At 66.5% G+C, this 14,427-nt stretch carries 9 protein-coding genes; 2 read left to right on the top strand and 7 right to left on the bottom strand.

What is annotated here, in order from left to right; translation table 11 throughout:
- Nucleotides 1–146: 146 nt before the first annotated feature.
- From ABIA73_RS03160 to ABIA73_RS03135, 6 genes are all read right to left on the bottom strand, one after another.
- Nucleotides 147–452, bottom strand: a complete 306-nt coding sequence (locus ABIA73_RS03160; RefSeq protein ID WP_033830565.1) for a hypothetical protein — start codon at nt 450–452, stop codon at nt 147–149.
- Complete coding sequence (locus ABIA73_RS03155) at nt 449–913, bottom strand: GNAT family N-acetyltransferase (protein ID WP_032975876.1); 465 nt, start codon at nt 911–913, stop codon at nt 449–451. Before ABIA73_RS03155 ends, ABIA73_RS03160 begins: the two co-directional genes overlap by 4 nt.
- A gap of 117 nt (nt 914–1,030) precedes the next feature.
- Nucleotides 1,031–1,417 carry an SseB family protein gene (locus ABIA73_RS03150; RefSeq protein WP_025873957.1) on the bottom strand — a complete coding sequence of 129 codons (387 nt, stop codon included), beginning with the start codon at nt 1,415–1,417 and terminating at the stop codon, nt 1,031–1,033.
- A gap of 153 nt (nt 1,418–1,570) precedes the next feature.
- Nucleotides 1,571–3,286 (bottom strand): alpha-amylase family glycosyl hydrolase, encoded by a 1,716-nt coding sequence (locus tag ABIA73_RS03145; RefSeq protein WP_354275421.1) that lies wholly within the window; start codon nt 3,284–3,286, stop codon nt 1,571–1,573.
- Nucleotides 3,286–4,773, bottom strand: coding sequence for an MFS transporter (locus tag ABIA73_RS03140; RefSeq protein ID WP_354275420.1), 1,488 nt, complete (start codon nt 4,771–4,773; stop codon nt 3,286–3,288). The genes ABIA73_RS03145 and ABIA73_RS03140 overlap by 1 nt, the downstream gene beginning before the upstream one ends.
- Complete coding sequence (locus tag ABIA73_RS03135) at nt 4,770–6,962, bottom strand: alpha-L-rhamnosidase-related protein (RefSeq protein ID WP_354275419.1); 2,193 nt, start codon at nt 6,960–6,962, stop codon at nt 4,770–4,772. The genes ABIA73_RS03140 and ABIA73_RS03135 overlap by 4 nt, the downstream gene beginning before the upstream one ends.
- Before the next feature lie 236 nt (nt 6,963–7,198).
- Between ABIA73_RS03135 and ABIA73_RS03130 the strand changes: the two genes are divergently transcribed.
- Together ABIA73_RS03130 and ABIA73_RS03125 are read left to right on the top strand one after the other, a co-directional pair.
- On the top strand, nt 7,199–9,253 hold the full coding sequence (locus ABIA73_RS03130; RefSeq protein ID WP_354275418.1) for a glycoside hydrolase family 97 protein: 2,055 nt from the start codon (nt 7,199–7,201) through the stop codon (nt 9,251–9,253).
- Between the two features lie 254 nt (nt 9,254–9,507).
- Nucleotides 9,508–12,267, top strand: a complete 2,760-nt coding sequence (locus ABIA73_RS03125) for a TonB-dependent receptor (protein WP_218788860.1) — start codon at nt 9,508–9,510, stop codon at nt 12,265–12,267.
- Nucleotides 12,268–12,677: 410 nt separating this feature from the next.
- Here the strand turns inward: ABIA73_RS03125 and ABIA73_RS03120 are convergent, their stop codons facing one another.
- The gene (locus tag ABIA73_RS03120) at nt 12,678–14,291 is read right to left on the bottom strand and encodes an alpha-glucosidase family protein (RefSeq protein WP_134832106.1); all 1,614 of its coding nucleotides are present in this window, start codon (nt 14,289–14,291) and stop codon (nt 12,678–12,680) included.
- Nucleotides 14,292–14,427: the final 136 nt, after the last annotated feature.

Here is a 14,427-nt window from a genome sequence, read left to right as displayed (position 1 = left end):
CGGTGCCGGCCTTCGGGCCGGCACCGACCTTCTACGGCATCCACGCAGGGCGTGGATCTACGGGGATGCATCCACGCAGGGCGTGGATCTACTGGAATGCATCCATGCGCGGCGTGGATGCCGTAATGCCCGGTTGACGCCCTGGGCTACGCTGCGGGGCCCTGCGAACCGGCCTTCGGCCCCAGCACCGCCAGCAGCACGTAGATCACGATCGACGCCACGGTGCCGAGTGCAGCCAGCAACATGAAGGCAAACTCCGAACGGCCCTGCAGCCCTGCCCAAACGCCCAGATGCCAGGCAGCGCCAAGATTGATCAGCCAGGCGATGACGAACACCGGCCACTGCACGATGCCGACCGCGCTCAGCAATGGCGCGGCGATGAGGGCTGCGACGATGGCGCCGATCAGGAAGACCAGGGCAAGACGGGAATGGCGGGCCGAGGCGGTGCTCATGCGCTCAACCCGCGGACCATCACCAGCACCGGGAAGCCACGCGTGTCGGACTCGACAACGGGCTTCCACCCCAATCGCGCATACAGACCACCGTCCAGCGACTCGGTCTGCAGGTAGAGCTGCGATATGCCCATCGACCGGGCCTGCTTCACTGCGTGTTCGACAAGCGTGCTGGCCAACCCTCGCCCGCGTTGGCTGTCGGCCACATACACGCTTCCCAGCCAGTGCTCATACTCGGGAAAACCGGGCATCTCACCGCGCTTGAGCTGCACGGCACCGACCACCTGCCCATCGTCGATTGCCGCCAGCAGATGCGGGAATCCCTGCGCGTCCTTGGGCTTGCGCAGCCGCAGACGCTCATCTTCCAGAGTGAAGCCTGCATCCTTTCCCCACTGCGCGTGATACCACTGCGCCAGCTGCTCGCACTCCGGCGCTGCCGGCGCCAGCATCCTGAACTCCATGGGTAACCTCGCTGTCCTGATCGTCCTTCAGGAAAGCATGCTTCACCCCTGCAGTCACTGCAAATCGTTGCAATCAATCCAACCGTGCATGGGATCGGCTCCCCGGCGATATGCACCTCAGCCCTGCGAGAAGTCCTTCAGGATCTCACCGACGCCGCTGGGCGAGATCTCGAAGCCCAGCGTAGTGCCCGGGTTGATCACCACGCCGTAGCCGCCCGGCACGCGGCGCAGCACGTCCAGCATCAGCCAGCGGACCTGATGCTCGGCCTGCTGGCTGTAGATGCCCACCCGCGCCGGATCGGTGAACACGGCCACGTGCAGGGTGCCCTGCTTGTCGAACAGCAGCGGATCGAAGCCACTCCCATCGGGCGTGACCAGGCTGCCCGTCAGCAGCACCACCTGGGAAGCAACGAAGGCCTCCATGAATGCCCGGATCGGCACTGTTCCGTCCATCGCGGCCTTGAGCAGGGTTTCGATGGGAGTCTGCGGGGCAAGGTCGGTCATGGCAGTACGAGCGCGGCATCAGGGGGTGCCTATTGTGCCGGATGCCGCCACACCAGGTAGTGCCGGCCGCTGGCCGGCAACTGCACTGGGTCCAACGACGAAGAGGCTGCCGGCCAGCGGCCGGCACTACCGTTTCCGCTGGTCACTGCGCGGTCAGCGCTTCAGTCGCTGGTCGCGCGCCAGCTGGTCTGCCATGGCCTTGTCCAGTTCGGCCTGCAGGGCCGGCTGCTGCACGTCCGCATCCAGCACAAACACCTTCACCCCGTGCGCCGGCACCTCCGCCTTCAGGCTGCCCTTCACCGTCACCTGACCACCGTCCAGCGCGTCGCGCCAGAGGCCGGGCTGCAGGTAGCGGTCCACGCTGAAGGTCTTCGTGGCATCGCCCTTGTTCAGCAGCACCAGCGCGGTCTGCGCCACGTCGCCATGCTGCAGCACACGGAAGAACACCGCTTCATCGCCCTGCAGACGTTCGTTCACCTGCAGGCCGCGCTGCAACGCCGGCGTACTCTCGCGCAGCTTGGCGATGCGCTGCAGCGGGGCGAAGATCGGGCTCTGCGGGGCTGCATCCACCCGCGGCTGGCCGAAGTAGGCACGGTTGCCGGCGTGCTCCGCACGGCCGCGCATGAAGCCGGTTTCCGATCCGTAATAGACCACCGGAATGCCGCGCGCGGTGAACAACCAGTTGTGCGCGTCGATGAAGCCGCTGTCGCTGGCCTGCAGGCGCGGCATGTCGTGGTTGTCGTAGAAACTCATCAGCTCGTACGGGTTGGCGTACGGGCCACCGGTCAGGTGCAGCGGCTCAGCCAGCGTTTCAAAGCCCTTGCCGGCGCTGCCAAAGGCCTGCTCCAGCGCGCCGCGCAGCGGGAAGTCGAGCACGCTGACATTGGCGTTGGCCGGCCAGGTGTGTTCGGCGATGCTGGCGGCGTTGTAGTCGAACGCTTCGCCGAACATGAACATGCCCGGGTGCTGCGCGCGGATACGGTTGACGAACTCGTGCCACCACGGATGCGGCAGCCAGCCGATGGTGTCGATGCGCAGCGCATCCACACCCTGCGCGGTCCACTGCAGGTACGCCCCCACCAGGTAGTCCATCACTGCCGGGTTGTCTTGGTTGAAGTCGCCCAGCTCGGCCAGGTTGCCATCGAAGATCGAGCCGTCCTTGCTGTCGACCGGGCCGATGTTGTTGTAGAACGCGTGCAGCGGATTGTGCTTCGGGTCCAGCTTCTGTGGCGGCAGGTTCTGGTGGTCGGCGATCAACCTGCCGCCCTTGTCGAAGATCTGGCCGAACTGCGGCTGCCGCGTGGGCATGGTCCAGGCCGGCGAACCATGGTTGCCGACGATGTCCAGCACCACCTTCAGGCCGGCGCCGTGCAGGCCCTTGGTCAACCCGGCAAAATCCAGGTCCCTGCTCGGCAGGTGCTCGTCAAGCGTGTAGAAGTTGATGCCCCAGTAGCCGTGGTAGCCGGTCTTGCCACGGTCGGTCAGGGTGCTGGTACAGCTGATCGGCTTGCTGCCGGTGAAGGCTTCGTCCGGGTTGTCGACGATGGGCGTGATCCACACCGCGCCGAAACCGAGGTTGCGGATGTAGTCGGCATTGTCGAGCACGCCACGAAAATCGCCACCGAGATAGCCGATGTTGCCGTCCACCTTGTCCGGGCATGGCACCGGAATATCGAAGGTACGGTGCTTGCCGCCCTGGTCGCGATGGTCGTTGGACGGATCGCCGTTGACGAAGCGGTCGGTGACCACGAAGTACACCGCGTCACTGGCGAACGGCTCGGTGGTACCAACATAGGCCGGGCGTGGCGCAGCCGAAGCATGGCCAGCGAACAGCACAAGGGATACAGCAGCAGACAGGGCACCACGCATCACACCACCTCCGGACGGGACGGAACCCGCAACACGCACAGACCGGCAATCAACAGACTGCAGCCACCCAGCACCAGGACATGCATCGGCTGGCCCCCCAGCCATGCGCGCAGGGCGAAACCGAGCGCGCTGGCCGCGACCAGCTGCGGGATCACGATGAAGAAATTGAAGATGCCCATGTACACGCCCATCTTCGCTGCCGGGACGCTGTCCGACAGCAGCGCATAGGGCAGCGACAGGATCGAGGCCCAGGCAAAGCCGACGCCGACCATCGACAGCAGCAGCCACTGCGGATCGTCGATGAACATCATCGAGATCAACCCTGCCCCACCCAGCCACAGGTTGACCAGGTGGCTCCAGCGCAGGCCGATCGCCCGCACCATCGGCGGGATCAGCAGCGCGGCCAGTGCGGCGAAGCCGTTGTAGGCACCGAACAGCACGCCCACCCAGTTGGCACCTTCGTTGTAGGCCGCCGATTCGACATCGGTGGAGCCGAAATGCATGCCGGCTACTGCGCGCGTGGTGAAGATCCACATCGCGAACAGGGCGAACCAGGAAAAGAACTGCACCCAGGCCAGCCGGCGCATGGTGATCGGCATCGCGCGCAGGTCGCCGACGATGGCGGCCAGCATGTGCGTGCCCGGTAGTACCCGCGCCGCCGCCAGCAGTGCGCCGTAGCCCACGCACAGGCCGGCCAGCACGTACAGCATCTTGTCGCCGTGGCGCCACGCGATCAGTGCCGCCAGCAGCACGCCGAGACCGAGCCACAGCGCAACCTGCGTCCACGGTGCGGGCCCGGTGACCGCGGTCCCGGCGTGATGCGCCGGTGGTTCGGCATCATCGAAGCTGGCCAGCTCGTCGGGCGAATACTCACGGGTGCTGACCACCGTCCAGGTGATCGCCGCCAGCAGCACCACCGCGCCGAAGTAGAACGCATAGCGCACGGTATCGGGCACCTCCCCCGCCGCTGCCGTGTTGGCAACGCCGAAGTGGGCCAGGATGAAGGGCAGGAAGCTGGCAACGATCGCGCCGACGCCGATGAAGAAGCTCTGCATCGCATACCCCGCCGGGCGCTGCCGTGGTGCCAGCTGGTCGCCAACAAAGGCCCGGAACGGCTCCATCGACACATTGATCGAGGCGTCCAGCACCCACAGCGTGCCGGCCGCGATCCACAGCGTCGGCGAGTTCGGCATCACCAGCAGGGCCAGCGTGGTCAGCACCGCGCCGATCATGAAGAACGGGCGGCGCCGTCCCCAGCGTGTCCACGTGCGGTCGGACAGGTAGCCGATCACCGGCTGCACCAGCAGGCCGGTCAGCGGTGCGGCGATCCACAGTCCGGGCACCGCGTCCATGTCCGCACCCAGTGTTTCGAAGATGCGGCTGGCGTTGGCGTTCTGCAGGGCAAAGCCGAACTGGATGCCAAGGAAGCCAAAGCACATGTTCCAGATCTGCCAGAACGACAACTGCGGCTTTGCAGGACGGCTCATCGTGCGCCCTCTGCTGCCGCCACCGGCGCAATCTTCAGCGCCTGCACCTGGGCCTGGTTCAGCACGCCATCACGCCCGCCCTTGCCGCCGGTGTAGTGCGCGAAGTGCTGCAGCGCGCTCATGTTGAAGCCCTCTTCCAGCGTCACCGTGCAGCGGCCTTTGGGTACCGCGAAGGTTGCCGCGGTCGAGTCCTGCGCCGCCACGCTGTGCGGCAGCGTTACCGTGTGCCGCTGCGGAGGCTGGCCCTTGCACTGCACGGCCAGCTGCTTCACCGCCGCGGTCACACCGGTGTTGATCGGGCCGTTCGGGTTGCTGTACTGCAGGCGCAGGCGCACGTGGCCCGCCCTGGCTGCATTGAACTGCCATTGCCGGCTGCCCCGCAGCACCTGCTGCGGGCCGACGCAGACCATCGGGCTGTGCAGGGATTCCAGCGCACCTTCGCGCCGGGTCAGGCTCAGGCAGTGCTGCAGGCCATCATCGCCGACGCGCACCTGGCCCTTGCTGGCCGTGGCCGCGACACCGTCCTGCCAGAGGACCTGGCCGGCAGCCACCGCGACCGACCAGCCCTTGCCACTGCGCTTTGCCTGCGGTGCCAGCGGCGTGGCCGGTGCTCGTGCATTGGCATCGGCACGCGGCACATCACGGCTCACGGCTGCCGGCGCAGCGACCAGCTGCACGGTGGTCGTGGTGCCGCGCGTACGCGTTTTTCCCGCGATCAACAAGCCAGCGCCCACCTGCTTCGGGCGCTCCAGCACATAGCGCTTGCCGCCCGCCTCCAGACTGATCCGCTTCTGCTTTCCGAACAGCTCCGGCACCAGCTCGGCCGGCAGCTTGGGCTGCACGCGACCGTCGTCCTGCACGCCGAACACGCCTTCGGTGACCATCGACAGATAGCCGGCCACCGACCACAGCTGGCGCTCGGAGTTGACCACCGGCCCGCTCAACGCGCCTTCGTCCACGTGCACGGCCTGGCTGACCAGCTCGTAGTTCTCCATGTTGGAACCTGCCAGCGCCGCCCCTTGCATCAGCGAGCGGATCTCGGCAGCAATGCGTGGCGCATCGTCCACCTTGCGCGCCGCGCGCAGCGAGTACGCGCTGACGAACGGCCAGATCGCACGGTTGTGGTAGATCGGCTGCTGCGCTTCCTGCGGCCACACCACCGGGCTGCCGGCAGCGCCCATCGGATAGCCCGCCAGCGCATGACGCGCACGTTCAGTGGGCAGCACATCAGCGAGGATGCCCAGCGACAGGCCGAGCAGATCGATCTTGGCGTACGGCACCGGGTGCGCCGCCTCGCCGGTGTAGCTCATGTACTGGCCCATGTCTTCGCGCCAGAAGCGCGCGTCGATCTGCACCGCCAGTGCATCGGCCCAGGCCCTGTACTGCTCGCTGCGCTCGTCACCCAGCTGCGCGGCCATCTGCTGCGCCAGGCGCAGCGCCTGGTAGTGCAGCACGTTGGTGGACAGCGCGTAGGAATCACCGATGAAGCGCACGTCCTCGCGCGTCCAGTCCGGATAGGTCTGCTCGCGCCAGTCAAGGAACGAGGTCTCGCCGCGATACAGGCCCATCTGCGCGTCGAACACCATCGCCCGGTCCTGCGCCAATGTGCCCTGCAGGGCCTGCCAGACCTGCTCGGCAAACGCAGGATCATCCAGCAGGTGTCGGGCAGCGAGGAACCACACCACGCGGTCGCTGCTGATCGGCCAGCTGCCACCGGAGCCGGTGTCCTGGGCCACGAACAGGCCGGGCGTATGCCCGTCGCGCGCAGCCGACAACTTGAACTGCAGCGACTGACGGGTGCGCTTCGGGTCCAGCTTCGCCAGCGCCAGATCGGCTGCAAAGCTGACGTCACGCGTCCACACATACGGCCAGCGCGCGCCGGTCTGGAAGCACTCGCACGGTACCGGACGGCCTTCGTCGAAGGCCGGATCGCGGATGGCATCCACCCGGTCCTGGTCCATTTCCTGCTGGGCCAGCGCGAACAGCGCGTCGAACATCACGCTGCCGGTCTGGCTGCGCATGGGCGCGGCGGCGATGCGCACCTCACCCTTCGGCGCATGCAGCACGAAGCTGCCCTTGGCAGCGGATTCGGCGCGCGCCTGGCGGCCGTCGAATGTCAGGTCGGCCGCGTGCGCGGTCGTCCCCAGCGCTGCCCCCAGGGCAGCGGTCAGGCAAATGATCTTCAGCATCGAAGCGGCAGACCGGCTTGCGCCCGTCGACCTCCCTCCCTCTCTGCACCGTTGTGGGTCCGCACTGCCGTTGCCGGCGTGCGGGCGCGGCACCTCCCTCAAGGTGCCTTGGCCCCATGGTAGACGCGGGGCTGTCGACTGCGTCCAGCTGCATACGTATTCATGGCGTGCAGTACCGGCAGGCCTGCCGGGCTGGCTTATGGTCCGGGTCTGTCAACGGCGCCTTGGGAGGGGAAATGCCGACGTCACCCACAACGGTACGCGCAGTGTTCGCGCACGCTTTCGGCCTGGCCCTGCTGGGATGGGCCACGCTGGCACAGGCGGCGGCACCGCAGATCGCCAGCGTCGAATCACCGGACAAGGTGCTGAAGGTCAGCCTGGTGCTGGACGGCGGTACCGCGCGCTACCGCGTCGAGCGCCTCGGCCAGACCGTGGTGGCCGATTCGAAGCTGGGTTTTGAACTGCGCGATGGTCGCCTCGACCGCGACTTCAGCCTGCTGGCGCAGGAACGGCGCAGTGTCGATGACAGCTGGGAACAGCCCTGGGGCGAGCGCCGGCTCACCCGCAACCGCTTCAACGAACTGACCGTGCACCTGGCCGAAAGCACCGGCAGCAAGCGCCGGCTGGACCTGGTGTTCCGCGTCTACGACGACGGCCTGGGCTTCCGCTACGTGTTCCCCGAGCAACCGAACCTGCGCGAAGCGATCATCGATGACGAGCTGACCGAGTTCGCCATCGCGCCGGAGTCCACCGCATGGTGGATACCCGCGGGCGAGCCGATCCATTACGAATACCTGTACCAGCGCACCCCGCTGCGCGAAGTGCCGCTGGTGCACACGCCGATGACCCTGCGCAGCCACGACGGCCTGCACGTGGCCATCCATGAGGCGGCACTGGTCGACTACGCGGGCATGTGGCTGCGCCGCACCGAGGGCCAGCGCCTGCGCGCCCAGCTTTCGCCTTCGGCCGAAGGCTGGAAGGTGCGCCGCGCCCTGCCCTTCGCCACGCCATGGCGCACCCTGCAGATCGCCGACCGTGCCGGCGGCCTGGTCGAGTCCGACCTGATCCTCAACCTCAACGAGCCCAATGCGCTGGGCGATGTGAGCTGGGTGAAACCGGCCAAGTATCTGGGCGTGTGGTGGTCGATGCACCTGGATGAAGAGAGCTGGGCCACCGGACCGAAGCATGCGGCCACCACCGCAAAGACGCGGAAGGTGATCGATTTCGCCGCCGCGCACGGTTTCCGTGGTGTGCTGGTGGAAGGCTGGAATCCTGGCTGGGACGGCAACTGGGTCGGCAACGGCTACGACTTCGACTTCACCCGCGCCACGCCGGATTTCGACATCGAATCATTGTCGGCGTACGGGCTGAAGAAGGGCGTGCACCTGATCGGCCATCATGAAACCGGCTGCGCGATCGAACACTACGAAGACCAGTTGGGTGCTGCGCTGGATCTGTATGCGCGGCTGGGCGTGGACCAGTTCAAGACCGGCTACGTCTGCGACGACGGCCAGGTTGATCGCCACAATCCGGCCGGCGGCCCGCTGTGGCGCGAGTGGCACGACGGGCAGTTCATGGCCCGCCATCACCTGAAGGTGGTGCAGGAAGCCGCCCGCCGGCACCTGTCGGTGAACCCGCACGAGCCGATCAAGGACACCGGCCTGCGCCGCACCTACCCGAACTGGATTTCCCGCGAGGGCGCACGTGGCATGGAATACAACGCCTGGGGCCAGCCACCGAACCCGCCCGAGCATGAGGTCAACCTGGTGTTCACCCGCATGCTGGCCGGGCCGATGGATTACACCCCCGGCATCCTCAGCCTGAAGGGCCGCCACGGCCAGGCCATTCCCAGCACGCTGGCGCGCCAGCTGGCCCTGTATGTGGTGCTGTACAGCCCGATCCAGATGGCTGCCGACCTGCCCGAGCACTACCTGCAGCACCGCGAAGCGTTCCGCTTCATCGAGGACGTGGCGGTGGACTGGGAGCAGAGCCGCGTGCTCGATGGCGAGGTCGGCAACTACGTGACGATCGTGCGCCGCGACCGCAACAGCCGCGACTGGTTCCTGGGCAGCATCACCGACGAGAACGGCCGCGTGCTGCCGGTGTCGCTGGGTTTCCTGGAGCCGGGCGTGCGCTACCGCGCCGAGGTCTACCGCGATGGCGATGGCGCGGATTTCCGCAGCAACCCCTTCGCCTTCAAGCGCGAAACACGCGAGGTCAGCAGCACCGATTCACTCACGCTGGTGCTGGCGCCGGGCGGCGGACAGGCCATCCGCTTCACCCCGCTGTGAATGCGCAGGTAGTGCCGGCCGCTGGCCGGCATCGTTGCGACGTGGATGGTTGCCGGCCAGTGGCCGGCACTACCGGAATGATGATCTGGAAGCGATTACAACCCTGCAAACGCCATTGAATACGTATGCAGGGTGATTCCCACGAAGAACGCGCTGCCTACCATAGCGGCGACGACAGCGGCCACCGCGTCGCACGTCCTCGACACCATCGGGACGACCACGAATCGCACTACAACATTGCCTGGGAGGGGAAAATGTTGAACCACAAGCGCAGTGCGCTGAGCATCGCGTTGGCCGTCGTACTGACGCCATCGCTGGCAGCAGCGCAGTCCACGCAGAGCACGGCAACCCCGCCAACCGGCACCGCCGCCACCAACCTGGACACCGTGCAGGTCACCGGCATCCGTCGCGGCATCGAAAGCGCCATCGCCACCAAGCAGGACGCCACCTCGGTGGTCGAAGCCATCTCCGCCGAGGACATCGGCAAGCTGCCCGACGTCAGCATCGCCGAATCGATCTCGCGCCTGCCTGGCCTTGCCGCACAGCGTGTGGCCGGTCGTGCGCAGGTGATCAGCGTGCGCGGCCTGTCGCCGGATTTCGCCACCACCCTGCTCAACGGGCGTGAAGTGGTCAGCACCGGCGACAACCGCGGCGTCGAGTTCGACCAGTATCCGTCCGAGCTGGTCAACGGCGTGACCGTGTACAAGACCCCCGATGCAGCGCTGGTCGGCCAAGGCCTGTCGGGCACCATCGACATGCAGACCGCACGTCCGCTCAGCTTCCCCGACCGCGTCATCGCCGTCAGCGGCCGCTACCAGAAGAGCTCGCTCGGCCGCGCCGCCGACACCGACCCGTACGGCAACCGCTTCAGCGCCAGCTACATCGACCAGTTCCTGGACAAGACCCTCGGCATCGCCATCGGCTACGCGCACAGCGACATGCCGATCCAGGAAAACCAGGTGGGCCTGTACGAGCCGTGGACCACCGAGCACACCACCAACGGCAACCGCCCCGGTGTTGCCGCTGGCACCTACTTCACCGACGGCATCAAGGCGCTGCGCCGCACCGGCAACAACAAGCGCGACGGTGTGATGGCCACGATCCAGTTCCGGCCGAACAACAGCTGGACCAGCACCTTCGACGCGTTCCACACCGAAGCAGAGCAGATCGACACCGCCAACCAGTTCGAGCTCAACCTCAGCAACTACAACGGCAACTACACCCCGGGCCTGCTGGTCAGCAACCCGCAGGTCAATGCCAATGGCACCTTCACCGGTGGCACCGCCAGTGGCGTGTACCCGCTGGTGCGCGGCATGTACAACAAGCGCAAGGACAAGATCGATGCGTTCGGCTGGAACAACGAGTTCACCTTCGGCAGCGTCAAGCTGGTTGCCGACCTGAACTATTCCAAGGCCACCCGCGACGAACTGAACCTGGAAAACAACCTGCAGCTGACCCCGATGCCGCAACTGGATACGGTCGGTGTGCAGTTCCGCCAGGATGGCTTCTCGCAGATCAGCCCGGGCCTGAACTACTCCAACCCGGACGCGCTGTTCCTGACCAACACCATCTACGGTTCTGGTTACGGCAAGGTGCCGAAGGTGGAAGACCGCCTGAAGGGTGGCAAGCTGGCCGCGACCATCGCCCTGCCCGAAGCAATGGCGTCGTGGGCACCGGATCTGGATATCGGCGTGAACTATGCCGACCGCCGCAAGGTGAAGACCCAGTCCGAAGGCAACATCCTGCTGGGCGCGCAGGGCGATGCCAACATCGCATCGGATCTGCAGTACCGCCCGGTCAACCTCGGCTTCGCCGGCCTGGGCACCATCCCGGCCTGGAACGTGCCTGGCGCGGTCGGTCGCTACATGACCTTCAATCCGGTCGACAACCTGGACTACCTGATTCCCAAGTCGTGGACGGTGCAGGAAAAGATCACCACCGCCTGGGCGCGCCTGAACATCAACACCGACATCGGCGTGGTGGGCGTACGCGGCAATATCGGCGTGCAGATGCAGCACACCGACCAGAGCTCGGACTCGCGCTACTGGGACAGCTCGCAGGCGGCTGGCAACAACATCCAGCCCTACTCGGACGGCCGCAAGTACAACGACTGGCTGCCCAGCTTGAACCTGGCCTTCATGTTCCCGCATGAGCAGACCCTGCGTTTTGCCGCAGCCAAGCAGGTCGCGCGCCCGCGCGTGGACCAGATGCGCGCGGGCCTGGAGTTCGGCGTGGATACCGGTACCGGTCGCCCCGGCGGCAGTGGCGGCAACCCGTTGCTGGACCCGTGGCGCGCCACCGCACTGGACCTGTCCTATGAGAAGTACTTCGGCGAGAAGGCCTACGTGGCCGCCGCGATCTTCTACAAGGACCTGAAGAGCTACGTCTACACCCAGTCGGTGGACAACTACGACTTCACCGGCCTGCTGGGCGACTATGTGCCGCCGCCGGGCATGGTGGTGCCGGTGCTGCCCACCGGCACGTTCTCGACTCCGGTGAATGGCAAGGGCGGCACCCTGAAGGGCCTGGAGCTGACCGCGTCGTTCCCGCTGGAAATGCTGACCGACAGCCTGCGTGGCTTCGGCGTGCAGGCCAGCGCGACCTTCAACAAGAGCGACATCCAGATCCTGGATCCGGAAAGCGCGTCCAGCGTGGGCACCGACCCGATCAGCCTGCCCGGCCTGTCCAAGCGCGTGTACAACTTCACTGCCTACTACGAGCGTAGTGGCTTTGAAGCACGCGTGAGCCAGCGCCGCCGTTCGGACTTCATCGGCGAGATCGGCAACTTCAACGGCAACCGCACCCTGCGCTATGTCGTGGGCGAGAACGTGACCGATGCGCAGGTAAGCTACACCTTCAGCGACAGCAGCAGCCTGCGTGGGCTGACCCTGCTGCTGCAGGGAAGCAACCTGACCAACGAGCCGTACCGCACCTACGCCGGCACCAAGGATCGTCCGCTGGAGTACATCGAGTGGGGCCGCACCTACATGCTGGGCGTGAACTACAAGTTCTGAGGTAGCGCCGGGCCATGCCCGGCGACCGGACTCGGTAGTGCCGGCCGCTGCCCGGCACCCCCATCGGTAGCGCCGGGCCATGCCCGGCGACAGGACACAGCGAACAGGACCGGAAACCCGCTGCGCAGGCAGCGGGTTTTCCTTTGTGCGCACAACGCGATGGCCAGTGAAGCGTGATCGGTACGGCCCCATCCACGCATGGCGTGGATCTACCGTCGCATCCATCACCCATCCACGCATGCCGTGGTTCTCCCCCGCCGCATCGCAATCAATGCGTGCCGGGCATCCATTCGGCACCCCCCTGGTAGATCCACGCCCTGCGTGGATGTCCTGCACCGGAACCGCGCCCACAAAAAAGGGACGGGGCGCTTCGGCCCCGTCCCCGCAAGTACCGCCACCGGAGAAATCGGTCAGCTGCGTCGTGCGCAATACACCGCACGCGGCGGCAGCTGCAGTTCATTGCCCTGCACCGTCCCCGCATCCGGGCCCGGCACAGCCACCTGCTGCCAGTTGCCCGCCGGCAGCGGATGGCTCACCGCTTCGGCCGACAGGTTGAAGGCCAGCAGGAGAGTTTCATCTGCAAGCATACGCTCGAACAGCAGCACTGGCTCGGCACTGTCCAGAAACCGGATGTCACCGTGCAGCAGGGCCGGCTGGGTACGGCGCCAGGCCAGGAAGCTGCGGAAGGCCGACAGCACCGAATGCGGATCCTGCGCCTGCACCGCCACGGCCGCCGCCTGGTGCTCGGCCGGGATCGGCAGCCACGGCTTGCCGGTGGTGAAGCCGGCCAGCGGCGCGTCGATCCACGGCAGCGGCGTGCGGCAGCCGTCGCGCCCCTTGAAGTTGGGCCAGAAGGTGATCCCATACGGGTCCTGCAGCGCCTCGAACGGCACTTCGGCCTCGGCCAGGCCCAGTTCCTCGCCCTGGTACAGGCAGACCGAACCACGCAGTGAACACAGCAGCGCCACCAGCATCCGCGCCAGGCGAGGGTCGGCCGGATGGCCACCCCAGCGGCTGACCGCCCGCTCCACATCGTGGTTGGACACCGCCCAGCACGGCCAGCCTTCGGTCATCGCCGCTTCCAGGCGCGAAACGGTGTCGCGGATGTAGGCCGCGCTGTAATCGTTGACCAGCAGCTCGAAGCTGTAGCCCATGTGCAGGCGGCCATCCTGGGTGTATTCGGCGGTGGTCGCCAGCGAATCCTCCGAGGAGATCTCGCCCAGGCTCACCGCCCCCGGGTACTCGTCCAGCAGGGCGCGCAGCTGCTCCAGGAACGGCAGGTTCTCCGGCTGGGTGTTGTTGTAATAGTGGTACTGGTAGGCGTACGGGTTGTCCGCGCTGAAGCCGCGGCCGACGCGCTTGTCGGCCGGCTTGGGCGGGTTGTCGCGCAGCTGCGCGTCATGGAAGCAGAAGTTGATCGCATCCAGGCGGAAGCCATCCACACCCCGGTCCAGCCAGAAGCGCACGTTGTCCAGGGTCGCCTGCTGCACCTGCGGGTTGTGGAAATTCAGGTCCGGCTGGTCCACCAGGAAGTTGTGCAGGTAGTACTGCTCGCGGCGCGGCTCCCACTGCCAGGCACCGCCGCCGAACAGCGACAGCCAGTTGTTGGGGGGCGTGCCGTCTTCGCGCGGATCCACCCACACATACCAGTCCGCCTTCGGGTTGCTGCGGTCCTGGCGGCTCTCGCGGAACCAGGCGTGCTCGATCGAGGTGTGACTGAGCACCTGGTCGATCATCACCTTCAGGCCCAGGCCGTGGGCCTTGGCCAGCAGCCGGTCGAAGTCGTCCAGGCTGCCGAACAGCGGATCGACATCGCGGTAGTCGGCGATGTCATAGCCGAAATCGGCCATCGGCGATCGGAAGAACGGCGAGATCCAGATCGCATCCACGCCCAGCGCGGCGATATGGTCCAGGCGCTGGATGATGCCGGGCAGGTCGCCTACCCCGTCGCCGTTGGCGTCGAGGAAACTGCGCGGGTAGATCTGGTAGATGACGGCTCCGCGCCACCATGGATAGTGCGACATCGACAGCCCCCCTCCGGGCATGCGGGACCCGCTGGAAGCGGGCCGAAAACCAACTCCCGCAAGCTTAGCGGCGGCCCACGACGATGGCGCTGCCTGCATACGTATTCACGCCAGACGCCACGCCCGGTGGCGCGCG

This window comes from Stenotrophomonas sp. 2694 (assembly GCF_040548715.1).
In the GTDB taxonomy this organism is placed as follows: Bacteria; Pseudomonadota; Gammaproteobacteria; order Xanthomonadales; family Xanthomonadaceae; genus Stenotrophomonas; species Stenotrophomonas indicatrix.
The sequence above is the reverse complement of the archived record's forward strand: the minus strand, read 5'-3'. Positions and strand labels throughout refer to the sequence as shown.